This window comes from Pseudomonas sp. S3E12 (assembly GCF_001702295.1).
GTDB classification, from domain to species: domain Bacteria; phylum Pseudomonadota; class Gammaproteobacteria; order Pseudomonadales; family Pseudomonadaceae; genus Aquipseudomonas; species Aquipseudomonas marginalis.
Map to the genome: position 1 here is coordinate 68606 of NZ_MBDT01000032.1, position 26485 is coordinate 95090.

Genomic DNA, 26485 nt, shown 5'->3' on the forward strand with positions numbered 1-26485 from the left:
CGCGTGGCCTGCTGAAACGATGCACGGTGGCTGGCGTGCCCCTATGCTGACGTATTGGAAAAAATATTCCACTAAAAATAATTCTGGAATAAATATTGATTGCTGCCGCCGGACGTTCTAGTCTGCTCCCACCAAGAGCGTTTGCCGTCGCCACGGCGGCACAACGCAGGCTGATAAAAATAACAGGAGCCAGCATGGGCCAGACTCGTTTTGCCAGTGGGCGTCAATTGGATCTGATTTGCCTCGGGCGCCTGGGCGTCGACCTCTACGCACAGCAAGTAGGTGCGCGGCTTGAGGACGTGTCCAGCTTCGCCAAATACCTCGGCGGTTCCTCCGCCAATATCGCGTTCGGCACTGCCCGGCTGGGGCTCAAGTCGGCGATGTTGAGCCGGGTGGGGGACGACCATATGGGCCGCTTCCTGGTGGAATCCCTGGCCCGCGAAGGCTGCGATGTCAGCGGCATCAAGGTCGACCCGGAACGCCTCACCGCCATGGTGCTGCTGGGCCTCAAGGACCGCGAAACCTTCCCGCTGGTGTTCTACCGCGAAAACTGCGCCGACATGGCCCTGCGCGCCGAAGACGTCAACGAAGCCTTTATTGCCTCGAGCAAGGCCTTGCTGATCACCGGCACGCATTTCTCCACCGACGGCGTGTACAAGGCCAGCCTCCAGGCCCTGGACTATGCGGCCAAGCACAACGTCAAGCGCGTGCTGGATATCGACTACCGCCCCGTGTTGTGGGGCCTGGCGGGCAAGGCCGACGGTGAAACCCGGTTTGTCGCCGACCAGAACGTCAGCCAGCATGTGCAGAAAATCCTGCCGCGTTTCGACCTGATCGTCGGCACCGAAGAAGAATTCCTGATCGCCGGCGGCAGCGAAGATCTGCTCACCGCCCTGCGCACCGTGCGCGACCTGACCCCGGCGACCCTGGTGGTCAAGCTCGGCCCGCAAGGCTGCACGGTGATCCACGGTGCAATTCCGGCGCGCCTGGAAGAGGGCGCCATCTATCCTGGCGTGCGGGTTGAAGTGCTTAACGTGCTGGGCGCCGGCGATGCCTTTATGTCGGGCTTCCTCAGCGGCTGGATCAATGACGCCAGCGATGAGCGTTGCAGCCAGTTGGCCAACGCCTGCGGTGGTCTCGTGGTCTCGCGCCACGCCTGTGCGCCGGCCATGCCGACCCCGGCCGAACTGGATTACCTGTTCAACAGCCCGGTGCCGATCACCCGGCCTGACCAGGACGCGACCCTGCAACGCCTGCACCGCGTCACCGTGCCGCGCAAGGCCTGGAAGCAACTGTTCATCTTTGCCTTCGACCACCGCTGGCAACTGGTGGACCTGGCGCAACGCGGCGGCCAGGACCTGACCCGCATCAGCGAGATCAAGCAGCTGTTTATCCAGGCCATCGAACGTGTGGAGAAAAAGCTCGCCGAGCAGGGCGTCGAGGCCGATGTGGGCCTGTTGGCCGACCAGCGCTTCGGCCAGGACGCGCTGAATGCCGCCAGCGGTCGCGGCTGGTGGATCGCGCGTCCGGTGGAAGTGCAGAACTCGCGGCCCCTGGCGTTCGAACATGGCCGCTCGATCGGCAGCAACCTGATTGCCTGGCCCCAGGAGCAGGTCATCAAGTGCCTGGTGCAATACCACCCCGACGACGAGCCCATGTTGCGCCTGGAACAGGAAGCGCAACTCAAGGCGGTGTACGAGGCGTCGGTGACCAGCGGCCATGAGTTGCTGCTGGAAGTCATCCCGCCCAAGGATCATCCGTCCACTTACCCGGACGTGCTCTACCGCAGCCTCAAGCGCCTGTACAACCTGGGCATCTACCCGGCGTGGTGGAAGATCGAGGCCCAGTCGGCCGAGGACTGGAAAAAGCTCGACGAACTGATCCAGGAACGCGACCCGTACTGCCGTGGCGTGGTGTTGCTGGGCCTGAACGCCTCGGCCGAATGCCTGGCCGCCGGCTTCCAGCAAGCCAGCCAGAGCAGCACCTGCCGTGGGTTTGCCGTGGGCCGCACGATCTTCCAGGAACCGAGCCGTTTGTGGATGGCGGGGGAGATCGATGATGAGACGTTGATCCAGCAGGTCCAGGCGACCTTTGAGCAGTTGATCAACGCCTGGCGCAGTGCCCGAGGCTGAACCCAGTCCTAAATGTGCAATGCAATCAAATGTGGGAGGGGGCTTGCCCCCTCCCATAGAAAGCAGATCTCAGTGATACCAGAAAATAATAAAGGTGCAGCCATGCCCGCAATCCGAATTGGCATCAACCCGATCTCCTGGAGCAACGACGACCTTCCGGCCCTCGGCGGTGAAACCCCGCTGAGCACCGCCCTGAGCGAAGGCAAGGAAATCGGCTACGAAGGTTTCGAGCTCAACGGCAAATTCCCCAAGGACGCCAAGGGTGTCGGCGACGTCCTGCGCCCCTATGACCTGGCGCTGGTCTCCGGCTGGTACTCCAGTCGCCTGGCCCGTCGCTCGGTGGCCGAAGAAATCGAGGCCATCGCCGGCCACGTCGAACTGCTGAAACAAAACGGCGCCAAGGTGCTGGTGTACGGCGAGGTGGCCGATTCGATCCAGGGCTCGCGCATTCGCCTGATCGAACGTCCGCGGTTCCACAGTGAACAGGCCTGGCAGGACTACGCCGACAAACTCACGGAGCTGGCGCGTTTTACCCTGTCCCAGGGCGTGCGCCTGGCCTACCACCACCATATGGGCGCTTACGTCGAATCGCCTGAAGACATCGATCAGTTGATGGGCCGTACCGGGCCGGAAGTCGGCCTGCTGTTCGATTCGGGCCACTGCTACATGGGCGGTGGCGAACCCATCGAGGTGTTGCGCAAGCATATCGACCGCGTTTGCCACGTGCATTTCAAGGACGTGCGCAAAGCCGTGGTGCAACTGGCGCGCAACCAGATGTGGAGCTTCCCCGATTGCATCGTCAACGGCACCTTCACCGTGCCCGGTGATGGCGATATCGACTTTGCCGAGCTGCTCGATGTGCTGCTGGCCGCGAAATACGCGGGCTGGCTGGTGGTGGAAGCCGAGCAGGATCCGGCCGTGGCGCCCAGCTACGTCTATGCGAAAAAGGGCTATGACACATTGCGTGCGCTTCTCGACGAGAGGACCCAACCATGAGCTTGCTGGTAAAGAGCAGTAAACGCGGGCAGACCATGGTCGCCCTGGAAGAGGGCCGCCTGGAGTACGTAGGCTTTGCCGCCTACCGTCTGAGCCTCGGCGAAACATTGCCGGTGACTGCCGGCGATAAAGAGCTCTGCCTGGTGCTGCTCAGCGGCCGGGTGACTATCGAAGGCGAGGGCTTCAACTGGCAGAACCTCGGTGATCGCCAGTCGGTGTTCGAGGACAAATCGCCGTTCGCCGCGTATCTGCCGCCGGGTACCGACGCCCAGGTCACCGCGTTGAGCGACGTGCAGATTGCCGTGTGCGCCGCACCGGGTGCGCCGGGTTTCGAGCCACGCCTGATCCGCCCCGAACAGTGCAAGCGCAGCGTCCGCGGCAAAGGCGCCAATACCCGTTACGTGTGCGACATCCTGCCGGATACCGACCCGGCCCATTCGCTGCTGGTGGTGGAAGTGCGCACGCCGTCCGGGCATTCGTCGAGCTACCCGCCGCACAAGCACGACACCGACGACCTGCCGCACCAGAGCTTTCTCGAAGAGACCTACTACCACCAGATCAACCCGCCCCAGGGCTTCGTGTTCCAACGGGTGTACACCGACGACCGCAGCATCGACCAGGCTATGGCCGTGGAAAACAGCGACCTGGTGGTGGTGCCCAAGGGCTATCACCCGGTCAGCGTGCCGTATGGCTACGAGTCTTACTACCTGAACGTGATGGCCGGCCCCAAGCGCGCCTGGCATTTCCACAACGACCCGCAGCACAGCTGGCTGCTGGACCTTTAAACGGTGTTGGACGGAGAACAACAATGAAGTCGCCTCTACGCTTTGCCCTCAACCGTATGGTCGCGCCCAACCTGTCCCTGCCGGATTTCATCCAGCTGGCCGTGGCCTTGAAATGCGATGCCATCGAGATTCGCAACGACCTCAAGGATCGCCAGATCGAATACGGCACCCCGGCCGGCCGCGTGCGCGAATTGTGCGCGGCCCAGGGCATCACGGTGCTGTCGATCAACGCGCTGTACCCCTTTGACGTGTGGAATGACGAGCGCCGCGCCCAGGCGATAGCGCTCGCCACCTATGCCCGCGAATGTGGTGCGCAAGGCTTGGTGATGTGCCCGTTCAATGAACCCGGCGACACCCGCAACGAAGCCCAGCGCGCCGCCGGTTTGCGCACCGCGTTGAGCCAGCTGGCGCCGATCCTGCGCGAGTACGGGATTCTCGGGTTTATCGAGCCCCTGGGCTTCGAAGAATGTGCCATGCGCCGCAAGCGCGTGGCGGTGGACGCGATCCAGTCCATCGGCGGCCTGGATGTATTCCGCCTGGTGCACGACACCTTCCACCACCACCTGGCCAGCGAGCATGAGTTCTTCCCGGAACTGACCGGGCTGGTGCATATCTCCGGCGTGGAAGACGCCCAGGCGCCGCTCAATTCGATCCGCGACGGCCACCGCGTGCTGGTGGGCGAGGGCGATATCCTCGGCAATACCGCGCAGATCGACACCTTGCTCAGCAGCGGTTACAGCGGCTACCTGTCGTTCGAACCGTTTGCGACAAGCGTGCACGAGCTGGCGGATATCCAGCAGGCCTTGGGGGCAAGCATCGCCCACCTGCAGAAACGATAAGGGGCGCGACATGACCACCACCCGACTGACCATGGCCCAGGCCCTGGTGAAGTTTTTGGATAACCAGTACATCGAAGTCGATGGCGTGCAGAGCAAGTTCGTCGCCGGCGTGTTCACCATTTTCGGCCACGGCAACGTGCTGGGCCTGGGTCAGGCCCTGGAACAGGACAGCGGCGACCTGCTGGTGCATCAGGGCCGTAACGAGCAGGGCATGGCCCATGCCGCCATCGGTTTTGCCAAGCAGCACCTGCGCCGCAAGATCTACGCCTGCACCGCCTCCGTCGGCCCGGGTGCGGCGAATATGCTCACCGCTGCGGCGACCGCCACCGCCAACCGTATCCCGTTGCTGTTGCTGCCCGGCGATGTCTACGCCAGCCGCCAGCCTGACCCGGTGCTGCAACAGATCGAGCAGTTCCACGACCTGAGTATCAGCACCAACGATGCCTTCCGTTCCGTGAGCAAGTACTGGGACCGCATCAACCGCCCCGAGCAACTGATGACGGCGGCGATTCATGCCATGCGCGTGCTCACCGACCCTGCCGAAACCGGCGCGGTGACCCTGGCGCTGCCCCAGGACGTGCAGGCCGAAGCCTGGGACTACCCCGATTACTTCCTGCAAAAACGGGTGCACCGTATCGACCGCCGCCCGGCCACCGCCGCGATGATCGGCGATGGGTTGGCCGCCTTCCGGGGCAAGCGCAAACCGCTGATCATCTGCGGTGGCGGCGTGAAGTACTCTGGTGCGAATGCTGCCTTGCAAGCCTTTGCCGAGCGCTTTGATATTCCTTTCGCCGAAACCCAGGCGGGCAAGAGCGCGGTGGTCTCCAGCCATCCACTCAACGTGGGCGGTATCGGCGAGACAGGCTGCCTGGCCGCCAACCTGCTGGCGCCCGAGGCCGACCTGATCATCGGCATCGGCACCCGTTACACCGACTTCACCACCTCGTCGAAATCGCTGTTCAAGCATGCTGAGGTGAAGTTCCTCAACCTCAATATCAGCCCCTGCGACGCCTTGAAACTCGACGGCGTGCAGGTACTGGCCGACGCCAAGGTCGCCCTCGAAGCGCTGGCCGATGCCCTTGGTGATTACCGTTCCGGCTGGGGCGAGCAGATCGCCGACGCCAAGGCGCAACTGGACGCCGAAGTGGACCGTGTCCATCAGGTCGAGTACCACGGCGATGATTTCGTGCCGGAAGTCGACGACCACCTCGACCGCGCCGTGCTGCGTGAATTCATCGAACTGACCGGCTCGTGCCTGACCCAGAGCCGGGTGCTCGGCGTCCTCAACCAGACCCTGGCCGACGACGCGATCATCGTCGCCGCGGCCGGCAGCCTGCCCGGCGACCTGCAGCGCGCCTGGCGCAGCAAGGGCGTCAACACCTACCACGTCGAGTACGGTTATTCGTGCATGGGCTATGAGATCAACGCCGCCCTCGGCGTGAAGCTCGCCGAGCCCTCCAAGGAGGTCTATGCCCTGGTCGGCGATGGCTCCTACATGATGCTGCACTCGGAGCTGGCCACCTCGATCCAGGAACGCCGCAAGATCAACGTGGTGCTGCTCGACAACATGGCCTTCGGTTGCATCAACAACCTGCAGATCGGCAACGGCATGGACAGCTTCGGCACCGAGTTCCGCTACCGCAACCCCGAGAGCGGCAAGCTCGACGGCGGCCTGGTGCCGGTGGATTTCGCCATGAGTGCGGCGGCCTATGGCTGCAAGACCTACAAGGTCAGCACGGTGGAGCAGCTGGAAGCGGCTCTGGCGGACGCGCGCACGCAAAGCGTCTCGACCCTGATCGACATCAAGGTGCTGCCCAAGACCATGGTCCACGGCTACCTGTCGTGGTGGCGGGTGGGGGTGGCGCAGGTGTCCACCAGCGAGCGCACCAACGCGGCGGCGAAAAAACTCAATGAACACCTGGCCAAGGCCCGGCAGTACTAATAACAAGAGGAGCGTTTGTATGTCTTTGAAGCTTGGTGTAATCGGTACCGGCGCCATTGGCCGCGATCATATTCGTCGTTGCAGCCAGACCCTGCTCAACAGCCAGGTGGTGGCGGTGACCGACATCAACCTTGAGCAGGCCGCCAAGGTGGTCGCGGAGTTGAAGCTGGACGCCGAGGTGTACGCGGATGGCCATGGGCTGATCAACTCGCCGCAGGTCGAGGCGATCCTGGTCACGTCCTGGGGCCCGAGCCACGAGGAATTTGTGCTCGCCGCCATCGCCGCCGGCAAACCGGTGTTCTGTGAAAAGCCCCTGGCGGTGACGGCTGAAGGCTGCCGCAAGATCGTCGACGCCGAAGTGGCCTACGGCAAGCGCCTGGTGCAAGTGGGCTTTATGCGCCCCTATGACGAAGGTTATCGCGCCCTCAAGGCGGTGATCGACAGCGGCCAGATCGGCGAGCCGTTGATGCTGCACTGCGCGCACCGCAACCCGACAGTGGGCGAGAACTACAAGACCGACATGGCGATTACCGACACCCTGATTCACGAGCTGGATGTCCTGCGCTGGCTGCTCAACGACGACTACGTGTCGGTGCAGGTGGTGTTCCCGCGCAAGACCAGCAAGGCCCTGGCCCATCTGCGCGACCCGCAGATCGTGCTGCTGGAAACCGCCAAGGGCACCCGTATCGACGTGGAAGTGTTTGTGAACTGCCAGTACGGCTACGACATCCAGTGCGAAGTGGTGGGGGAGACCGGTATCGCCAAACTGCCGGAGCCGTCCCAGGTGCAGTTGCGCAGTGGGGCCAAGCTGTCGAACGCGATCCTGATGGATTGGAAGGACCGTTTTATCGGGGCCTATGACGTGGAGTTGCAGGCCTTCATCGATAGCGTGCGCGCCGGTCAGGTCGGTGGGCCGTCGGCGTGGGATGGCTTTGCGGCGGCGGTGGCGGCGGATGCGTGTATCGAGGCCCAGGGCAGTGAGCAGATCGTCAAGGTCAGCCTGCCGGATCGCCCACACTTCTACGGTTAACACTCGGTCAATGTGGGAGGGGCAAGCCCTAATGCCAGTCATTTAAGGCTTTTTGTAGGAGCGAGCTTGCTCGCGAAAAACTCACAGGCGCCGCGTTCATTCAGGAAGCACGCGTCATCGTTGACGTTTTTCGCGAGCAAGCTCGCTCCTACAGGAGGCGATGTACGCTTAACTGACTGGCATTAGGGCAAGCCCCCGCCCACAGTTGATTGGGTTTCCAATTCAACTCAGGAGTTGATCATGCGAATCGGACTTGTCGGCTATGGCCACGGAGGGCGCTTTTTTCATGCGCCGCTGATTGCAACTTTGCCCGGCGCAACGTTTGTCGGTGTCGTCACCCGCTCACCCGAACGTCGCCAGCAACTGGCAACCGACCACCCCGGCGTCCAGGCCTTTGACAGCATCGGCCAGATCGTCGAAGCCGGGGTCGATGCCCTGGTGATTTCCACCACCCTCAAGGGCCGTCCGGCGTTGGTGCTGGAAGCCATCGAGCACGGCGTGGCGGTGGTCAGTGACAAACCCTTTGCCGCCAACGCCGAACAGGCCCAGGCGCTGATCACGGCCGCCGAGCGCCATGAGGTGTTGCTCAGCGTCTACCAGAACCGGCGCTGGGACTCGGACTACCTGACCCTGCGCAAATTGATCGACGCCGGTGCCCTGGGCGAGATCACCCGCTTTGAATCCCGCGTCGAGCGCTACAGCCCGCAGGCCGTGGGCAATGCCAGCGGCGGCGGCTGGCTGCGCGACCTGGGCAGCCATCTGGTGGACCAGGCGCTGCAACTGTTCGGTCCGGTGGAGCGGGTCTTTGCGCAGTTACAGTTCACCCCTGAATACCCCACTGTCGACCACGGTTTCTTCGTCTCCCTGACCCACGCCAACGGGGTGGTTTCCCATTTGTGGGGCAACGCCCTGCAGAACAGCCAGGCCCCGCGTTTTCGCGTCAGTGGCACCTCGGGTTGCTACACCGTGGACGGGCTGGATGGCCAGGAAGAGGCGCTGATGGCCGGCAAGTCGCCGAAAACCGAGGGCGAGCACTGGGGCGCAGAAGAACATCGCCGTTGGGGCTGGTTCGAACAGGGGCCGGAACGTGAGCGAGTGCCGTCGGAGAAGGGCTGCTGGACCCAGTTCTATCGCCAGTTGCAAGCGGCGGTGCAAGGGAATGGCCCGTTGCCCGTGGACGCTTATGACGCGCTGGAAACCACGCGTATATTGGACGCCGCACGCCTCAGCGCCGAGCGCCAGCAGGTGGTTTCAACAAAAATAGAATAAAATTCTAAAACAGGTTGATATGGAAATTATTTTCCAATAAAGTCTTTTCCAGGTTGCATAAAGTACGTTCGAACTCGATTCGCACGACTCAACAAAAACAAGATCAAAAACAACCAGGTACCGTCAGATGAAAATCTTCAACGCTGTACTGCGAGTTTTACGCCCTGCCCATACGCCCCGCGGCCTGCCCCGCGCCCGGCCGTTCTACTTCTCCTTCCTTAATGTGCTGTGCGTCGAAAACCAGGGCGCGCTGGTCTGCTGCATTCCAGGCGCACCGGTCGTACGCGTGCCTGCCGAGCTCTGATAAACGCAACGTCCAAAAAACCAACAAGAAAGTGGAGACAGACCGTTCATGAAGACCCCGATCCGTTTTACCGCGCTGGCTTTATCCATGCTGCTGGCCAGCGGTGTTGCCAGTGCCGCCGACATCAAGGTCGGCGTGAGCATGTCCGCCTTCGATGACACCTTCCTCACTTACCTGCGCGAAGACATGGACAAGCAGGCCAAGTCCTATCCCAAGGGTGACGGCGTGCAGCTGCAGTTCGAAGACGCCCGCGCCGATGTGGTCAAGCAGCTGAGCCAGGTGGAGAACTTCATCAGCCAGAAAGTCGACGCCATTATCGTCAACCCGGTCGACACGGCCTCTACCAAGAACATCATCAATGCCGCGACCAAGGCCGGCATCCCGCTGGTGTTCGTCAACCGCCGTCCCGACCAGAAGGACTTGCCCAAGGACGTGGTGGCCGTGACCTCCGATGACGTCGAGGCCGGCAAGCTGCAAATGCAATACATCGCTGAGAAGCTCGGCGGCAAGGGCAAGATCGTGATCCTGCTGGGCGACCTGGCGAACAATTCCACCACCAACCGCACCAAGGGCGTGAAGGAAGTGCTGGCCAAGTACCCGGACATCAAGATCGAACAGGAACAAACCGGCATCTGGCTGCGGGACAAGGGCATGACCCTGGTCAACGATTGGCTGACCCAAGGCCGCGAGTTCAATGCGGTGCTGGCCAACAACGATGAGATGGCCATCGGCGCGTCCATGGCGCTGAAATCGGCCGGCAAGGAAAAGGGCAGTGTGCTGATTGCGGGGGTCGACGGTACGCCGGATGGCTTGAATGCGATCACCAAGGGTGACATGGCCGCCTCCGCGTTCCAGGACGCCAAGGGCCAGGCAGTGGGTTCGGTGGAAGCGGCGCGCAAAATGGCCAGGAACGAGCCGGTCGAGCAGAACGTGATCATCCCGTTCCAGCTGATCACCCCGGAAAACGTCGCCACGTTCAAGTAGCCCTGACATAACAACAATGAACCGGCAGGGCGGTCGTGCCCGCCCTGCTGATGGAGTACCGTCTTATGCTCGCTCAAGCCACTGTCTCGCAGCCTCCCGGGATCCAGCCGTTGCCGCTGGACGAACCCTACCTGTTGGAAATCGTCAACATCAGCAAAGGCTTTCCCGGCGTCGTGGCCCTGGCCGACGTACAACTGCGTGTACGCCCCGGTACGGTGCTGGCGCTGATGGGCGAGAACGGTGCGGGCAAGTCGACCTTGATGAAAATCATCGCCGGCATCTACCAGCCCGACGCCGGTGAAATCCGCCTGCGCGGCAAGCCCATCGTGTTTGACACGCCGCTGGCGGCGCAGAAAGCCGGGATCGCGATGATCCACCAGGAGCTCAACCTGATGCCGCACATGAGCATCGCCGAGAATATCTGGATCGGCCGCGAGCAGCTCAACAGCCTGCACATGGTCAACCACCGCGAAATGCACCGCTGCACCGCCGAGTTGCTGGCGCGCCTGCGCATCAACCTGGACCCCGAGGAACACGTGGGCAACCTGAGCATCGCCGAGCGGCAGATGGTCGAGATTGCCAAGGCTGTGTCCTATGACTCCGACATCCTGATCATGGATGAACCGACATCGGCCATTACCGAGAAGGAAGTGGCCCACCTGTTTTCGATCATTGCCGACCTCAAGGCCCAGGGCAAAGGCATCGTCTACATCACGCACAAAATGAACGAAGTGTTCGCCATTGCCGATGAAGTGGCGGTGTTCCGCGACGGCCAGTACATCGGCCTGCAACGCGCCGACAGTATGAACAGCGACAGCCTGATCTCGATGATGGTGGGCCGCGAGCTGAGCCAGTTGTTCCCGGTGCGCGAGACGCCCATCGGCGAACTGCTGCTGTCGGTGCGCGACCTGCGCCTGGACGGGGTGTTCCAGGGCGTGTCGTTCGACCTGCATGCCGGTGAGATCCTCGGCATCGCCGGGCTGATGGGCTCGGGGCGCACCAATGTGGCGGAAACCATTTTCGGCATCACCCCCAGCAGCGGTGGGCAGATCACCCTGGATGGCGAGGCGGTGCGCATCAGCGACCCGCACATGGCCATCGAAAAAGGCTTTGCGCTGTTGACCGAGGACCGCAAGCTCAGTGGCCTGTTCCCCTGCCTGTCGGTGCTGGAAAACATGGAAATGGCCGTGCTGCCGCACTATTCGGGCAACGGTTTTATCCAGCAGAAAGCCCTGCGCGCCCTGTGCGAGGACATGTGCAAGAAACTGCGGGTGAAGACGCCGTCCCTGGAGCAGTGCATCGACACCCTGTCCGGCGGCAACCAGCAGAAAGCCTTGCTGGCGCGCTGGTTGATGACCAACCCACGCTTGCTGATCCTCGATGAACCGACCCGGGGCATCGACGTGGGGGCCAAGGCCGAGATCTATCGCCTCATCGCCTTCCTCGCCAGCGAAGGCATGGCGGTGATCATGATTTCCTCCGAGCTGCCTGAAGTGCTGGGCATGAGCGACCGGGTGATGGTGATGCACGAAGGCGAACTGATGGGCACCCTGGATCGCGCCGATGCGACCCAGGAAAAAGTCATGCAGCTGGCCTCCGGTATGACCGCGGTCCACTGACGAACAGCCGCGCGGGCCTGCGGTTGGCCCGTGCCATAGAATAAGAAGGTGATTGGCTATGAACGCAATAACGGACAACAAGCCTGCCACGGCCCCGGTCAAGCACCGTCGGCGCTTGCCCACCGAGCTGAGCATCTTCCTGGTGCTGATCGGCATCGGCCTGGTGTTTGAGCTGTTTGGCTGGATCGTGCGGGACCAGAGCTTCCTGATGAACTCCCAGCGCCTGGTGCTGATGATCCTGCAAGTGTCCATCATCGGCCTGCTGGCCATCGGGGTGACCCAGGTGATCATCACCACGGGGATCGACCTGTCGTCGGGCTCGGTGCTGGCGCTGTCGGCGATGATCGCCGCCAGTTTGGCGCAAACCTCCGACTTTTCCCGCGCGGTGTTCCCTTCGCTGACGGACTTGCCGGTGTGGATTCCGGTGGCGATGGGGTTGGGTGTGGGGCTGCTGGCGGGGGCGATCAACGGCAGCATCATCGCCGTCACCGGTATTCCGCCGTTTATCGCGACCCTGGGCATGATGGTCTCGGCTCGTGGCCTGGCGCGCTACTACACCGAAGGCCAGCCGGTGAGCATGCTCTCGGATTCGTACACGGCCATCGGTCATGGCGCGATGCCGGTGATCATTTTCCTGGTGGTGGCGGTGATCTTCCATATCGCCCTGCGCTACACCAAGTACGGCAAGTACACCTACGCCATTGGCGGCAATATGCAGGCGGCGCGGACGTCGGGGATCAACGTCAAGCGGCACCTGATCATCGTCTACAGCATTGCCGGCCTCCTGGCAGGCCTGGCGGGTGTGGTGGCCTCGGCACGCGCCGCCACCGGCCAGGCGGGCATGGGCATGTCCTATGAGCTGGATGCGATTGCCGCCGCGGTGATCGGCGGCACCAGCCTGGCGGGCGGGGTAGGGCGTATCACCGGTACCGTGATCGGCGCACTGATCCTTGGGGTGATGGCCAGCGGGTTTACCTTTGTCGGGGTGGATGCGTATATCCAGGACATCATCAAAGGCCTGATCATTGTGGTGGCGGTGGTGATCGACCAGTACCGCAATAAGCGCAAGCTCAAGCGCTGAGCTTCAAGCTGCAAGCTGCAATTCCGATGAGCTCTACAGCTTGTCGCTTGCAGCTTGCGGCTTATAGCTGCTGTACGAACTTTCCTGCTATAAACGCACTCCGATGACCATTCGCCAAGCCCGTCCTGGTGCCTTTGGGGGTTATATCGGAAAAAATGCCTGTCATTTCAGTTGCTGTGCCCTCAAGTCGGCCTTAGACTGCCGCCCCTCGTAAATTGAGTGCCGGGTGGCGCTTGGAATGGATGGCGCCTTTCCGAGACCTGCAGAGGTCGACCGGAACGCTCCCTTATTCGCCTTAATGCACGTATTTTTTATAGAGAAATCAATGACAAAGGAAAAGTTGCTGGCCATGCCGGCGGATGACTACATGAATGCCGAACAGCACGCTTTTTTCGAGAAGTTGCTGCAGGACATGAAGGTGGAACACCACGAGCGCATTGAGCAGAACCGCATCGCCATTGAAAGCCTGGACACCCCGGCCGACCCGGCCGACGCCGCTTCCGTTGAAGAAGAGCGCACCTGGCTGGTCAATGCCATCGACCGCGACCAGCGCATGCTGCCGCAGCTTGAGCGTGCACTGGAACGCATCAAGGAAGACTCCTTCGGCTGGTGCGATGACAGCGGCGAGCCTATCGGCCTCAAGCGCCTGCTGATCAGCCCGACCACCAAGTACTGCATCGAAGCGCAAGAGCGCCACGAGCAGATCGACAAGCACCAGCGCCAAGCCTGATGCGCTGAAGCTGGGGGATCGCCTGGGCGGTTCCCCGGAGAAAGACCCGTTACGCCCCGTCTATTGATCTGCTGCAAGCTACCCCACTAAAGGCCCATGGATAATGGCTGGATAGTGGCGTTTAATGCAGGGACAAAAATGACAAACAGTGGGGTAACGACGATGGCTGGAGACGGAGCTCTGATGGGCGCAGCAGTGCCACCGCAACCGGTGGTGCGCGGGTTGCCTGGCTGGTTGATGCCGCTCCTGCAGAGCGCCGCCCTGGTGCTGGTACTGCTGGGCCTGGCGTTTGCCAGCCTGCCGATCTACCTCTGCCTGCCCATTGCCTTGCTGGTGATCTGGCTGCCAGGCCTTATGAACCGCACCTCCCGCACGGCACCGCCCGCCACTGCCGATGCCATTGGCGAGCTGACCCGCGATCTGTCCTATACCACCAGCCACAACGCACTGTCCGCTGCCGGCGTCGCCTACTCGGTCAAGCAACTGGCGGCTCGAGTGCAATCGCAATTGGGCGCGGCCAAGCAGATCGTCAGCAGTGCCGAGGTGATGATCAGCACCGAAAAGGTCACCTCTCAACTCAGTCGCGAGGCCCTGCAGGCGGCCAGCCAGGCCCATCAGCGCAGCACTGAAGGCCGTGAAGTGCTGGCCCAGTCGATCATTCGTATGCATCAGCTCAGCCAGCGCGCCAACGCCAGTCGGGAGTTGATTGAAGCCCTGAGCCAACGCAGTGAAGAAATCCAGCGGGTGACCCTGGTGATTCAGTCCATCGCCAGCCAGACCAACCTGTTGGCGCTCAACGCCGCGATTGAAGCGGCGCGGGCCGGTGAGCACGGTCGCGGGTTCGCCGTGGTGGCGGATGAAGTGCGTGGGCTGGCGGGCCGCACGGCCACGGCCACCGATGAAGTCGGGGTGATGGTGGCGGATATCCAGCAACGCACTGCCCAGGTGGTTGAGCAGATTCGCCAGCTCTCGGCAGACTTGCACACCGGTGTCGAGCAGGTGGAGCACGCCGGCGAGCACCTGGAGAACATTGCCGGCCTGGCGGCGGGTGTGGAAGGCCAGGTCAATGAAATCGCCCAGGGCACCGACAACAACCGCGCCCAACTCGACAGCCTGTTCCATGCCGTGGAGCAAATGCGCAGCGATCTTATCGTGAGCGACCAGCAGACCCGCCAGTTGGCCGATGCCGCTGTGCAGATGGAAGGGCAGGCCGAAACGATCAGCGAGCGCCTGGCGGAAGTCGGGCTGGATGACTATCACCAGCGCATCTACGACCTGGCGCGCGAAGGCGCGAGCCGGATTGCCGCGCAATTCGAAGCCGATGTACAGCAGAACCGCATCAGCCTGGATGACTTGTTCGACCGCAGCTACACCTTGATCCCCAACACCAGCCCGAGCAAGTACCACAGCCGGTTCGATGGCTACACCGACCAGGTGCTGCCGGCCATCCAGGAAGCACTGCTGCCACGCCATGAAGGCTTGGTATTTGCCATTGCCTGCACGCCCCAGGGCTATGTGCCGACGCACAACAAGGCGTTTTCCCAGGCGCTGACCGGCGATGCCCAGGTCGATGCGGTGCAGAACCGCACCAAGCGCAAGTTCGAAGACCGCACCGGCATCCGCTGCGGCAGCCACCAGCAAGCGGTGTTATTGCAGACCTACACCCGCGATACCGGCGAGTTGATGCACGACTTGTCGGTGCCGATCATGGTCCGGGGGCGGCATTGGGGTGGCCTGCGCCTGGGGTATAAGCCGGAGGGAGCGAAGGCTGCGGGCTAGGGCGTGTTGTTGTCTGTGAGGCGGGGAAATACCAGCTGCCTGGCAAGCGCTATTGCGCCCAGGCAGCCGGCATTGTGTGGATTACTGCGGTTGATGCAGGCGCTGGTTCAGCTCATCCACCGCCATGGCCCAATCGGCGTCTTCACGCAGTTCTTCCTTGAGGAACTGTGCCTGTTGCGGCGTCCAGAACGGCGCGTCGATCAACTTGACGTCGTCACTCAGCGGGTGCGCGACAATGAAGGCGTCGATAGCTTCGGGGGTTGAGTCCAGGCCCAGTTGTTCAAATAAGGTTTCGAGTGTCGGTATTGGCGCGTCCATGTCAGTCTCCGTGCGGGTTTCGGGATCGTTATGCATGGGAGGCTTGTGGCGCGGTAGAGTTCGATCGGATTGTCAGGAGGTCAGTGCCCCTGAATCCACTGCTGCCTTGAGTGCCTGGGCGGATTCTTTTCCGGCGCTGGCGGCAGTATCGAGGGTCTTGAACCAACGGTCTTTTTCGACCTGGTGCGTGGTAACGGTGGTCAACGGCGGCTTGGCGCGCATCACGATCACTGCTTGAAACTCACCGTCTACTTCCCTTGCGTCGCCATGGATGAAAAATTCGCCAATATCAAATTCCGTCACGTATCGCCTTCCCTTCGAGGTAACCAACAGCACTGATGAAACCTGGCCCGTGCGGGGGCAAATTCCAATGGACAGGCCAGTATGGCAGTTGTTGAAGGGCGGCGGCGCAGTAAAGTCATCCGGGTGACGAAACGATTCCGCCGTGCAGTGAGGCCTCCAGCCGCTTGGCCAGTTCGCAGGCCTTGATGTGGTCGCTGCGAAAGCCTTTGATCCTGCCACTGGTGACTTCGCGGATATGGAAGAAGTTTCTTCCGGCGGGTACAACTTGGTAAAGAACCGAATTGGGGTACCCGTTGGGACTGCGTAAGCAGTAGTATTGCTGTTCGTCCTGACATGATGAGCGAGTGCGGGAAGACGTAGCGTCGTATTGGCGTCGTTGCATGGTCAGCTCCTGTCGATCGATCTTGTTGACCCACCAGCAGCGTTACAGGTGGTTTTGACCCGTGTCGCTGTTTTAGTATTGTTGTCGGCAGTCGGCGTCTGGTTCCACGCCGAGATGTTTTTGTTTATATGAGCTGTCGGAAACTGCGTTTTTAATAGTGTTATTCTCTGAAGCGGGTCGACCGGTATTCTCCGGTTATTGAACCTGTGATTTCCTGCGATGCCTGATGTCCCTGCGCAAGGCCCATCGTGCATGCCTGTCCGGGGCTTTGGGCGCAGCAACGGGGTCTTCTTCAGTTTTTCAATGAATGTGTTGTGTGATCGTGCCGAGATGGCCGTTTCTTTGTGCTGCCCGCTCTGGCGGTCAGTGCTTTATTTCGATGTGGGGGCGCTTCCTTGGCAGTCAGTAATCTGGATATGCACGCGTTGTTCGTGCTGGGTGATTTGCGCGCAAAGTTGGTCAAGCAGTTTCAATCCCGTTTTGTTTACATCACCGAGCAGACGCCGGAAGGTATCTATATCGCCGAAATCGATACCGAAGCGGCAATGGTTGTGGATGACAAACCCCGTCTGGAGCTCAAGGTGGGCGACCACTTCCGTGCTGCGGTATTGCCCAGTCGCGAAGGTGGCAAGTTCGAACTCAAGTTCCGCGACATCAAGTTGACGGTGTATGGCTTGGGCGACTATGCCTTTGTGTCCTCGCCCGAGGGCCAGGGCATCGTCTTCAAGGAAGGCCACAGTGTGATGCTGGTGTTTGCCGCCAATGAACAACTGCAGGAAGGCCTGACCAAGACCCTCAAGGCCGTGACCGGCAAGGCCGCCAAATGGCGCAAGGGTGAGCTGGTGACGTTCAAGGCCAGTGAATAATCGGTAAATACTGCGAACATCTCCTATCTCCCGGAACCTCTACTACAGTTGAGTTGACTTAACTATTCAGAGGCTTCGCGCATAGACAGCAAAGCCGTTCGTTGTTTGCTGCGACATCGCGAGGTGCAAGGGCATGAAAGGATTGAGAACGCTGTTGGCTGCATCGCTGACGACCCTGGGTCTATCGGTGGCTTCACTGTCAGTTTCGGCCGCGCCAGCGCCGGTGCACTTTGCCGACCTGAACTGGGAAAGCGGCAGCCTGATCACCGAAATACTGCGGGTCATCGTCGAGAAGGGCTACGACTTGCCCACCGACACCTTGCCCGGTACCACCATCACCCTGGAAACCGCCCTGGCCAAGAACGACATCCAGGTCATCGGTGAAGAGTGGGCCGGCCGCAGCCCGGTGTGGGTCAAGGCCGAGGCCGAAGGCAAAGTGGTGGGCCTGGGGGATACGGTCAAGGGGGCGACCGAAGGGTGGTGGGTGCCCGAATACGTGGTCAAGGGTGATCCGTCCAAAGGTATCAAGCCCCTGGCACCGGACCTCAAGAGCGTGAAGGACCTTGCGCGCTACAAGGACGTGTTCAAGGACCCGGAGTCTCCCGGTAAGGGGCGCTTCCTCAACAGCCCCATCGGCTGGACCTCGGAAGTGGTCAACAAACAGAAGCTCAAGGCCTATGGCCTGGATGACAGCTACGTGAACTTCCGCAGCGGTTCGGGAGCTGCACTGGATGCCGAAATTGCCTCGTCCATCCGTCGCGGCAAACCGGTGTTGTTCTACTACTGGTCGCCGACGCCGTTGATGGGGCGCTACAAGTTGATCCAGCTGGAAGAGCCACCGTTCGATGCCGAGGCCTGGAAGACCCTGACGGATGCGGATAACCCCGATCCGAAGCCCACTCGGTCGTTGGCATCCAAGCTGAGTATTGGCGTGTCCACGCCGTTCCAGAAGGAACATCCGCAGATTGCGGGGTTTTTCGAGAAGGTCGAGTTTCCGATCGAGCCGCTGAATAAAGCCCTGGCGACCATGAGCGAGAACCACACCGCGCCCCGGGAGGTGGCCCAGACATTCCTCAAGGAGCATCCGGAGGTGTGGAAGGCCTGGTTGACCGAGGATGTGGCGCAGAAGGTCGAAGCCAGCTTGAAGTAAGCACGGCGCTTATTGCCGAGCGGAGATCAAAAATAATGTGGGAGAGGGCTTGCCCCCTCCCACATGTTGTTTGCAGTGTCGCTTCAGAATCTGGTTTGCACCGCCAGCTCGAATGTCCGTGGCGCTCCCAGGTAATACGCCGGGGACACATGGGCAAACTCGGCATACACCTCATTGGTCAGGTTGCGCACCCGGCCGGTCACCGAGGTGTGTGAATCCACCTGGTAGCGCAGGAACGTCCCGAACAGCGTGTAGGCCGGCACCGTCTGGGTGTTGGCATTGTCCGCATACACCTCGGCGACATAGCGTGCATCCACGCCGCCTTGCCAGTCCTCGGCAAAGTCATAGGTCAACCACAGGTTGCCGACGCGCCTGGGCACGTTGGTCGGTGTATTGCCCTTGCGCGAGACCACCGCGCCACTGGCGATCTTCTCGTTGAACTCATCGTATTCGGCATCCACCCAGGCGACGTTGCCTTCCGCCAGCAGCCTGGGCGTGATGCGCAATGAACTGGCCAGCTCGATGCCCTTCGATGACTGCGCGCCGACCGGGATGCTCGTGGTCGGGTCCTGCGGGTCGGTTACGGCAAAGTCCTTGCGTTCGATCTTATAGACAGCAACGGTGGCCGAGCCACGGCCGTCCAGGTAGTCGAACTTGCTGCCCACCTCCCATTGTTTGCCGGTCGAGACATCGAACACCTGGGTGGTTGTACTCGGTTGTTCGGCGGCGGTGCTGTATTGCACGTAGACATTGGCCGATGGGGTGAACTGGTAAGTCAGGCCGACGCGACCGGTCACCGGTTCCCAACGGCGCTTGAAGTGCCGTGGGTTGGTGGCCGTGATCGCACGGTGGTTGGTCACATCCAGGTCGATGGCGTCGTAACGCAGGCCGCTCAGCAGCGAAAGTTTATCGGTAAGGCCCAGGCGGTTTTCCACGAACAGCGCCTTGGTGGTGACCTCATTGGTCTTGTCCTTGCCAAAATTCTCCCGGGTACGCGGGATGTCGTAGAAGTGTCCAGGGTTGAAGCCGTTCGGGTCCACGGTGCTGTTGCCCGGCACATTCAGCGGCGTGTTAGTGGTGCTGTTGATCTTGTACTCAAAACCACCGGACCAGGTGGTCGACAGGCCGAACAGACGGTCGTCATGGCGCAGTTCGAACTGGTTGCCGTGCTGTTCGCCCTGGTGGCGCACCTGGTAGGCGGTCGAGCGGTTTACCGCACTGTTGTCGGCGTTGTATTGGTAGGTTTCGAGGTTGCGGTAATCACGCTGGCTATCGAGGTGGTAGAGCGTATTTTTCAGCGTCGTGCTGTCGTTGATCCGGTAGTCGATGATCGAGCGCGCCCAGATCGTGCGCTGCTCGTAACGGCCGTCGGCGACGTTGTAGTTATTGAAACGGTTGTGCTTGTCGATCTTCAGCTCGCCGGCCTTGGGATTGAGCACCGGCGTGCCCCAGTAAGGGCTGTCTTCCTGTTCATCCTGGTATTCCAGGGCCAGGGTATGGGACAGGTCGGGGGTGAGGTCGCTGAGCAGGGAAAACGCCAGGCTCCAGGCCTCACGCTGGTCGCGGTCGATGTAGCTGTGGTTGGTGTTGCGGCTCACATCCAGGCGCGCGTAATGCTGCACGTCGGCGCCGGGCTCGGTCAGCGCGTGATTGACGCCGAATGCCATGCCGGTGGTGTCGTAGCTGCCATAGGTGAGCTGACCTTCGGCGGCCTGCTCCTCGCGGGTGGCCAGCTTCGTCACATAGTTGAGCGAGCCGCCGACGGAGCCGGCACCGTTGATCAAGGAGGAGGGGCCACCGACCAGCTCCACCCGGTCATAGATCCAGGCGTCCACTGGCCGGGCCAGGCCTGTGGCGACATTGATACCGTTGAACATCTGGGTGATCTGGCTGCTGGTAAACCCACGGTAAGAGACAAACCCGCCAAAACCCGGTGGCGCGCTGGCGTTGACGCCGGGCAGGGTGTTGGCGGCATCGCGAAACGTCTTGGCGCCATGGCGTTCGATGTCATTGCGGTTGGCAATGGCCACTGATGCCGGGGTTTCCCGCACGCTCAGTCCCAGCCGCGACGCCACGCCGCTGGATTGATCCAGGGTGAGGCCGGGTTCGGCAGTTGATTCGCCATCAATGGTGGTTGGAGCCAGTTCGATGGCCCAGGCGCAGACAGGCAGGCAGCCGAACAGGCCCGCCAACAGGGGTAGATGTTTCATGGTTGAATCCTGAAAAACTTGGCTTGAAAACAACGCACGGCCGTCCGTCATTCCGTGTGGAACCGGCGGTCAGTGCAGATGGGAAAGCAAAGGGATCAGGCGAAGGCGGGTGGCGCGCGCGGGTTAGCCGTGGGCCAGGTGAAGCGGGCAGGGATGTCAGCAGCCAGCACCACGGCCGGCGGTGGTGCATGGGGTTGTGGCAACACCGCCACATTCAGGCTGGAACTGAGCGCCGGGCCCATGCCGCCGGTTGAGCACAGCGGGCAACCGAACGCCTTGGACAGCGTCGGCAGGCTCTCATCAGTGGAGTTGGACGGCTTGGGCGCCTGGGTACGCGGGTCGACGGTACAGAACTGCCCGCCGATGCCGTTAAGTTGCATCCCCACCATCTGCCCGTGACCGATACTGCAGGCGAACACATTGAACAGGACGCAGCAATAGAGCATCCAGGCAATAAGCGAGCGGTCGGCGCGGGCGAGTTTCATGGGGCGGCACTTTACCATCAGCCGCCGACGAAATGCCTGCAAAAAATCCCAGGGCGACTATCCTGTCTCGCACCTTTCAGGGAGAACCCGCCATGAGCTTTGTCATCGCACGATGCATCGTCGGCGTTTTTACCTGCATCAGCATGGTGCACCTGTACTGGGCTGCCGGCGGCAAACTCGGCAGCCTCGCCGCCATCCCCCAACTGCCCGGCGAATTCGCCAGCGGGCCTCGCCCTGCATTCAAGCCCTCGGCGCTGGGTACCTTTCTGGTGGCGATGGGCTTGGTCGGCATTGCGCTGCTGGTGTGCCTGCGGGCCGGGCTGTACTTTTCGGCGGTCTCCCATGCGGCGCTGCAATGGGGAATCAGCGCGATCGCCCTGCTGATGTTTGCCAGGGCGATTGGGGATTCGGAGTTGGTGGGGTTTTTCAAGAAGGTCGGCGGGTCACGGTTTGCGCGGTGGGATACGTGGTTCTATTCGCCGTTGTGCCTGACGTTGGGGGTGGGGTTGTTGGTGGTGGCGTGGGGTTAATGAGGGAAACACAACACACCGATCTACGCCTCTCAAATAAAAACTGCTCTCATCCTTGCCCGATTTGCCGACCTGGCCGTCATGGTTAATAGAACCTCTATTACCCAGGATTTCCCATGTCGCGCCTTGCTCGCCCCTTGCACCCACTGGCCCTGTCAGTGGCGTTGGCTTTTGCCGCCGTGCCGTTGTTGAACGTCCAATCCGCCTTCGCCGAAGAAAGCCGCAGTGCTGTACGCGGCTTCCAGATTCCGGCCGGTGACTTGAGCCAGGCGCTCAACAGCCTGGCCGAGCAGGCGGGCCTGGTATTGGCGTTTGATGCGAGCCTGGCACGCGGCAAACGCAGCAACGGCTTGAGCGGGCAATACGCCACCGACGTGGCGCTGACCCAGTTGCTCGCCGGCAGCGGCCTGCAGGCGCTGAAGCTCTCGGCCGACCGCTACCGCCTGGAAGCCATCCCGGATAACGGCGGTGCCATGGAGCTGCAGGCCACCACCATCAGCGGCGCGTACCAGGCCGAAAGCCCTACCGGGCCGGTGTCCGGTTATGTGGCTACGCGCAGTTTGTCGGGCACCAAGACCGATACCGCGCTGATCGAAACCCCGCAGTCGATTTCCATCGTCACCAAAGACCAGATGCGTGCGCAGAACGCCGAGAGCCTCAACCAGATCCTGCGCTACAGTGCCGCGGTCATCCCGGAAACCCGCGGTGCCACGGCGTCGCGTCTCGACCAATTGACCATTCGTGGGTTTGCCCCGGCCACTTACCTCGACGGCCTGCGCATGCCGTCGAGCCGTGATGCCTTGCCGCAAAAGGATGCCTTTGACCTGGAGCGCGTCGAAGTGCTGCGCGGCCCGGCGTCGGTGCTGTACGGGCAGGGCACGCCGAGCGGGGTGATCAATATGGTCAGCAAGCGCCCGCTGGATACGCCCTTCCATGAAGTGGGCGTCGAATACGGCACCTTTAACAAAAAGCGCACCACCTTCGATTTGAGCGGGCCGATTGACGATCAAGGCGTGTATTCCTACCGCGTGGCGGGGCTGTTCGACGATGCCGATGGCCAGGTCGAACACACCGAAACCCGTCGCCAGTCGTTGTCCAGCGCGTTCACCTGGCGGCCGGACGAAGACACCTCGCTGACCTTGCTCGGGCATTTCCAGAAGGACCCCAAGGGCGCGTCCTACGGTTCGGTGCCGGCCTGGGGCTCGGTATTGCACAGCCCGACCGGGCGCAGCATCGACGTGGACTTCTACGACGGCGAAAAGAACTTCGAGAAAAGCGATCGCGAGTACTACTCCATCGGCTGGGCCTTCGAGCATCACGTCAACGATGTGTGGACGGTGCGCCAGAACGCGCGTTACCTGCGCAGCGAAGGACGGTATCGCAGCCTCTACAGCAACTACCTGATGGCGGATTACCGCACCATTCGACGTTCCACCATTGCCAGTGATGTTGACATGGATGCCTACACCCTCGATAACCAGGTGCAGGCCAAATTCGACACGGGCCCACTGCAACACACCCTGCTGATGGGGCTCGACTACCAGAACACCAGCACCGACACCCTGTTGGGCTCAGGGACGTATACCGCCGGGCCGACCCTGGATATTTTCAACCCGGTGTATGGCGCGGCCGTGCCGGTACCGGCGTACACCACCGACGGTACGTCACGCAGCGAACAGACCGGTGTCTATCTGCAAGAGCAGATGAAGTGGGACAAATGGGTGCTGTTGCTCGGCGGTCGTTATGACTGGGCCAGCACCGACAGCACCACCAAGACCTTGCGCACCGGGGCCAAGAGCCAGTCCTCCCTGGACAGCAAGGCCTTTACCGGGCGTATTGGCCTGGTCTATCTCTTCGATAACGGCCTGGCGCCCTATGCCAGCTATGCGGAGTCGTTCAACCCGCAGTCGGGCACCGGTTACGGCGGATCGGTATTCAAACCGACAGAAGGCAAGCAGTATGAAATCGGCATCAAGTACCAGCCGCCGGGCAGCAACAGCTTTATCACCGCGGCGATCTTCGACCTGCGCCAGACCAACGTCCTCACCACCGACCCGGACCCCACCCACCTGTGCGGCAGCGGTCGCTGCCAGAGCCAGGACGGCGAAGTGCAATCCCGTGGTTTTGAACTGGAAGGCAAGGCCAGTCTCAACGACAACCTGGACATCACGGCGGCCTATGCCTACCTCGATAACCGCATCAGCAAATCCAATAACACCGTGCGTTACGCTCCCATCAGCGATATCGGCGTAGGCCCGGCCATCAACGCCGAGGGCACCACCACCTATGCGGTACCGCGCCACACGGCGTCGGCGTGGGCCGACTACACCTTCCATGATGGCAACCTCAAGGGCTTCGGTGCCGGCGCGGGTGCGCGGTATGTCGGTTCGTCCTGGGGCGATACCGCCAACACCCTGAAGGTGCCGGGCTACACCCTATTCGATGCGGCGGTGCACTACGACATTCCGAACATCGCCAACCTCAAGGACAACCTGCGCCTGGCCCTGAACGCCACCAACCTGGCGAACAAAGAGTACGTCGCGTCGTGCTATTCCTACTCGTGGTGCTGGTACGGCTCGCAGCGCACCGTGCAGGCGAGTGCGACCTACCAATGGTGATGGCACGACGATAAGGCAATTTAATGGCCCCTTTGTAACAAAATTCTCGCCAGAATCGCTTTTATTTTCAGGTGGTTAGGTGAGGAAGCAAATGCGCACTGTTGGAATCATGCTGATCGCCTGCTCCCTGGCCGGCGGCGCGGCTGCCGTGCAGGCACGGGAGCTGCGCGAGGGTGACAAGTACATGTGCAGTTGGGGCGCCGGCACGGCCGCCAGGGCCCAGGAACTCAAGCTGTCGGGGGTGTCGCTGTACGCGGCGCGGCAGAAGATCCAGACCATCAAGTTCAGTAAATCCTGGATGCGCATGATGGCCATGGGCATCACCGAACAGACCTATGACAGTCGTTCACGGCTCAAGCCCGAAGCGATTCGCCAGAGTTTCTATCAGGATTGCGTGCGTTACAAAGTGGCACGCAAGTAATCGAGTGCAGGCTTTACAAAACCACGACAAACCGATGTTTCTATTTGCATACAATTGCTCCCTTGGTAGAGGAGGCAGGTATGCACACGCTTATTCGCGCCGCGACGCCGGTCCCGGGAGGGGGCTGCCCGAGGCGCTCCAGGTTTGCTGTCAAAACAGAGCCGGGCAGGGTAAGCCCGTGACCCCGGCACCCCCCCCTTCATCCAACAGCCTGCGCTATTTTGCGCTTGGCGTATTGTGTGTCGCGATGTTGCTCGGGGGCTATTTCATGCAGCTCAACGCCAAGGCGGATCGCCAGCGCGAAGAAGCGGCCGAGCGTTTGGCACTTTGCCGGCAGGTTGAGCGGGTCGCCAGTGTGGCCACCTCCGCGGGTCTGGAACTTCGCGATACCTGCAAGCAATTGGGGGAGAACGGGTCGAAGAGTGCCACGCCGCCTTAACTAATAACCCTTTTTTATAAGTGGAAATATCGGCGGTAGTTGCACCAAAAAGTGGCACTTATATGCTTCGCCACCTTAAAAAACATGTGGTTATTGAAGGACTTACAATGCTTTTAATCCGACGAAAGGATATAAAATTTTCTTGTTACAGCTTTTTACACTGGTTACTATAGCCGGGCGTTCACCTCCCACGGTTTATGCATTTTTAAATCCCAAGTTTCCATCAGCTACTTGGGATTTTTTTTGCCTGGAATTTAACCCCCGGCGTCAAACTTCACCTTCTGCAAACTCCGCACGCATCCGCCCGTTGCGTTTGGCCCGGTAGAGCAACTTGTCGACATCTTCGACAAAACCCAGCATCGGGCTGTCGGGTTTGACGATGCGCGTACCTACGCCCAGGCTCAGGGTCAGCAGGTTCGACACCGCTGAAAAGTCATGATCGATCTGTTGTTGGCGGATCAGGTGCAGGCAACGTCCGGCGACCTGTTTGGCCGACGCCGCGTCGGTTTCCGGCAACAACCACACAAACTCCTCACCGCCGATGCGAGCGATGAAGTCCCGCGGCCGGTTGGCGGCCAGTGACAGGGTATGCGCGACCTGGCGCAGGCATTCGTCGCCCTTGATGTGGCCATAGTGATCGTTGTACTGCTTGAAAAAATCGATATCCAGGATGATCAATGACAGTGGCAACTGGCTGCGCTGGGCGCTGGTCCATTCGCGCTCGAGCACGGTGTCGAACATGCGCCGGTTGGCAATGCCGGTCAGGCCATCCTGGTAGGAATATTCCTCGAGTTGTTTTTGCAGGCGCACCAGGTGTTCTTCGGTCTTCTTGCGTTCGCTGATATCGAACATAAAGCCGATCAGCGCCTCGACTTCACCGTCCTTGCGCACCACATGCACCACGTCGCGGATCCATACATAGTCGCCGTTCACCGTCAGAGCCCGGTAATCCGCTTCATGGTCCACCCCGGCACGGGATTGCGACACGCAGAAATTCACCACGTATTCGCGGTCATCGGGGTGCATGCGCGAGACCCAGTCGTCGACGCTGACCCAGCTTTGCGGGGTCCAGCCCAACAGCGTTTCGATCTGCGGGCCGATATAGCTGAAGGTCATGCTCTGCCAGTCGATACGCCACGGGATGGCCTTGGTCGATTCCAGCAGCGTGCGGTATACGTCGCTGTCGGGCTGGCTCGGAGGGGCAATGCTCATGGTGGACGGCTCGAATGATGGCTAAGTGCCCAGAGCGTCGTGTGATCGACGGTGGGAGTCA

The 26485-nt window shown here is 61.2% G+C and carries 25 protein-coding genes; 19 read left to right on the forward strand and 6 right to left on the reverse strand.

The genetic code is table 11. The features are described from left to right. Nucleotides 1–194: 194 nt before the first annotated feature. The 13 genes from iolC (at nt 195) to BB029_RS24840 (ending at nt 15490) form a co-directional block, all read left to right on the forward strand. Nucleotides 195–2132: a 5-dehydro-2-deoxygluconokinase gene (gene iolC, locus BB029_RS24785; protein WP_065941170.1), complete on the forward strand. Its 1938-nt coding sequence runs from the start codon at nt 195–197 to the stop codon at nt 2130–2132. A 102-nt stretch (nt 2133–2234) separates the two neighbouring features. Next, complete coding sequence (gene iolE, locus BB029_RS24790; protein WP_065941171.1) at nt 2235–3128, forward strand: myo-inosose-2 dehydratase; 894 nt, start codon at nt 2235–2237, stop codon at nt 3126–3128. Further along, nucleotides 3125–3913 (forward strand): 5-deoxy-glucuronate isomerase, encoded by a 789-nt coding sequence (iolB, locus tag BB029_RS24795; protein ID WP_065941172.1) that lies wholly within the window; start codon nt 3125–3127, stop codon nt 3911–3913. Before iolE ends, iolB begins: the two co-directional genes overlap by 4 nt. 23 nt (nt 3914–3936) lie before the next feature. Next, on the forward strand, nt 3937–4752 hold the full coding sequence (locus BB029_RS24800; RefSeq protein WP_065941173.1) for a TIM barrel protein: 816 nt from the start codon (nt 3937–3939) through the stop codon (nt 4750–4752). 10 nt (nt 4753–4762) lie between these two features. Further along, complete coding sequence (iolD, locus tag BB029_RS24805) at nt 4763–6694, forward strand: 3D-(3,5/4)-trihydroxycyclohexane-1,2-dione acylhydrolase (decyclizing) (protein ID WP_065941174.1); 1932 nt, start codon at nt 4763–4765, stop codon at nt 6692–6694. Nucleotides 6695–6713: 19 nt separating this feature from the next. Next, nucleotides 6714–7724, forward strand: coding sequence for a Gfo/Idh/MocA family protein (locus tag BB029_RS24810; RefSeq protein WP_065941175.1), 1011 nt, complete (start codon nt 6714–6716; stop codon nt 7722–7724). Nucleotides 7725–7964: 240 nt separating this feature from the next. After that, nucleotides 7965–8993 carry a Gfo/Idh/MocA family oxidoreductase gene (locus tag BB029_RS24815; RefSeq protein WP_065941176.1) on the forward strand — a complete coding sequence of 343 codons (1029 nt, stop codon included), beginning with the start codon at nt 7965–7967 and terminating at the stop codon, nt 8991–8993. A 127-nt stretch (nt 8994–9120) separates the two neighbouring features. Continuing rightward, a complete protein-coding gene (locus BB029_RS33390) occupies nt 9121–9297 on the forward strand; it encodes a hypothetical protein (RefSeq protein ID WP_162844258.1) in 177 nt (58 codons plus the stop codon). A 48-nt stretch (nt 9298–9345) separates the two neighbouring features. Continuing rightward, nucleotides 9346–10281: a sugar ABC transporter substrate-binding protein gene (locus BB029_RS24820; protein WP_065941177.1), complete on the forward strand. Its 936-nt coding sequence runs from the start codon at nt 9346–9348 to the stop codon at nt 10279–10281. A 65-nt stretch (nt 10282–10346) separates the two neighbouring features. Beyond that, entirely contained in the window at nt 10347–11900 is a 1554-nt protein-coding gene (locus tag BB029_RS24825) for a sugar ABC transporter ATP-binding protein (RefSeq protein WP_065941178.1), read from the forward strand. Nucleotides 11901–11958: 58 nt separating this feature from the next. Beyond that, nucleotides 11959–12981 (forward strand): ABC transporter permease, encoded by a 1023-nt coding sequence (locus BB029_RS24830; protein WP_024076018.1) that lies wholly within the window; start codon nt 11959–11961, stop codon nt 12979–12981. Nucleotides 12982–13306: 325 nt separating this feature from the next. Next, complete coding sequence (locus tag BB029_RS24835; RefSeq protein WP_003191666.1) at nt 13307–13711, forward strand: TraR/DksA C4-type zinc finger protein; 405 nt, start codon at nt 13307–13309, stop codon at nt 13709–13711. Between the two features lie 546 nt (nt 13712–14257). Further along, entirely contained in the window at nt 14258–15490 is a 1233-nt protein-coding gene (locus BB029_RS24840; RefSeq protein WP_371914638.1) for a methyl-accepting chemotaxis protein, read from the forward strand. Between the two features lie 81 nt (nt 15491–15571). On the opposite strand, the gene BB029_RS24845 is transcribed toward BB029_RS24840, so the two are convergent. From BB029_RS24845 to BB029_RS32555, 3 genes are all read right to left on the reverse strand, one after another. Further along, nucleotides 15572–15808: a DUF2789 domain-containing protein gene (locus tag BB029_RS24845; RefSeq protein WP_027606523.1), complete on the reverse strand. Its 237-nt coding sequence runs from the start codon at nt 15806–15808 to the stop codon at nt 15572–15574. Between the two features lie 72 nt (nt 15809–15880). Beyond that, complete coding sequence (locus BB029_RS24850; RefSeq protein ID WP_065927941.1) at nt 15881–16111, reverse strand: hypothetical protein; 231 nt, start codon at nt 16109–16111, stop codon at nt 15881–15883. Nucleotides 16112–16226: 115 nt separating this feature from the next. After that, entirely contained in the window at nt 16227–16493 is a 267-nt protein-coding gene (locus tag BB029_RS32555) for a hypothetical protein (protein ID WP_083236488.1), read from the reverse strand. 416 nt (nt 16494–16909) lie between these two features. On the opposite strand from BB029_RS32555, the gene BB029_RS24855 reads away from it, so the two are divergent. Together BB029_RS24855 and BB029_RS24860 are read left to right on the forward strand one after the other, a co-directional pair. After that, on the forward strand, nt 16910–17359 hold the full coding sequence (locus BB029_RS24855; RefSeq protein ID WP_065941180.1) for a hypothetical protein: 450 nt from the start codon (nt 16910–16912) through the stop codon (nt 17357–17359). A 133-nt stretch (nt 17360–17492) separates the two neighbouring features. Next, entirely contained in the window at nt 17493–18509 is a 1017-nt protein-coding gene (locus BB029_RS24860; protein WP_065941181.1) for an ABC transporter substrate-binding protein, read from the forward strand. 83 nt (nt 18510–18592) lie between these two features. Here BB029_RS24860 and BB029_RS24865 read toward each other — a convergent pair whose 3' ends face one another. Together BB029_RS24865 and BB029_RS24870 are read right to left on the reverse strand one after the other, a co-directional pair. Continuing rightward, entirely contained in the window at nt 18593–20719 is a 2127-nt protein-coding gene (locus BB029_RS24865; RefSeq protein ID WP_065941182.1) for a TonB-dependent siderophore receptor, read from the reverse strand. A 95-nt stretch (nt 20720–20814) separates the two neighbouring features. Continuing rightward, a complete protein-coding gene (locus tag BB029_RS24870) occupies nt 20815–21204 on the reverse strand; it encodes a DUF2946 domain-containing protein (RefSeq protein WP_065941183.1) in 390 nt (129 codons plus the stop codon). 92 nt (nt 21205–21296) lie between these two features. Between BB029_RS24870 and BB029_RS24875 the strand changes: the two genes are divergently transcribed. From BB029_RS24875 to BB029_RS24890, 4 genes are all read left to right on the forward strand, one after another. Next, nucleotides 21297–21734: a DUF3995 domain-containing protein gene (locus tag BB029_RS24875; protein WP_065941184.1), complete on the forward strand. Its 438-nt coding sequence runs from the start codon at nt 21297–21299 to the stop codon at nt 21732–21734. A 116-nt stretch (nt 21735–21850) separates the two neighbouring features. Then, complete coding sequence (locus tag BB029_RS24880; RefSeq protein ID WP_065941185.1) at nt 21851–24352, forward strand: TonB-dependent siderophore receptor; 2502 nt, start codon at nt 21851–21853, stop codon at nt 24350–24352. Nucleotides 24353–24443: 91 nt separating this feature from the next. Beyond that, complete coding sequence (locus BB029_RS24885; protein WP_065941186.1) at nt 24444–24773, forward strand: hypothetical protein; 330 nt, start codon at nt 24444–24446, stop codon at nt 24771–24773. 178 nt (nt 24774–24951) lie between these two features. Beyond that, on the forward strand, nt 24952–25212 hold the full coding sequence (locus tag BB029_RS24890) for a hypothetical protein (protein ID WP_065941748.1): 261 nt from the start codon (nt 24952–24954) through the stop codon (nt 25210–25212). 267 nt (nt 25213–25479) lie between these two features. On the opposite strand, the gene BB029_RS24895 is transcribed toward BB029_RS24890, so the two are convergent. Beyond that, the gene (locus tag BB029_RS24895; protein WP_065941187.1) at nt 25480–26424 is read right to left on the reverse strand and encodes a sensor domain-containing diguanylate cyclase; all 945 of its coding nucleotides are present in this window, start codon (nt 26422–26424) and stop codon (nt 25480–25482) included. Between the last annotated feature and the right edge of the window lie 61 nt (nt 26425–26485).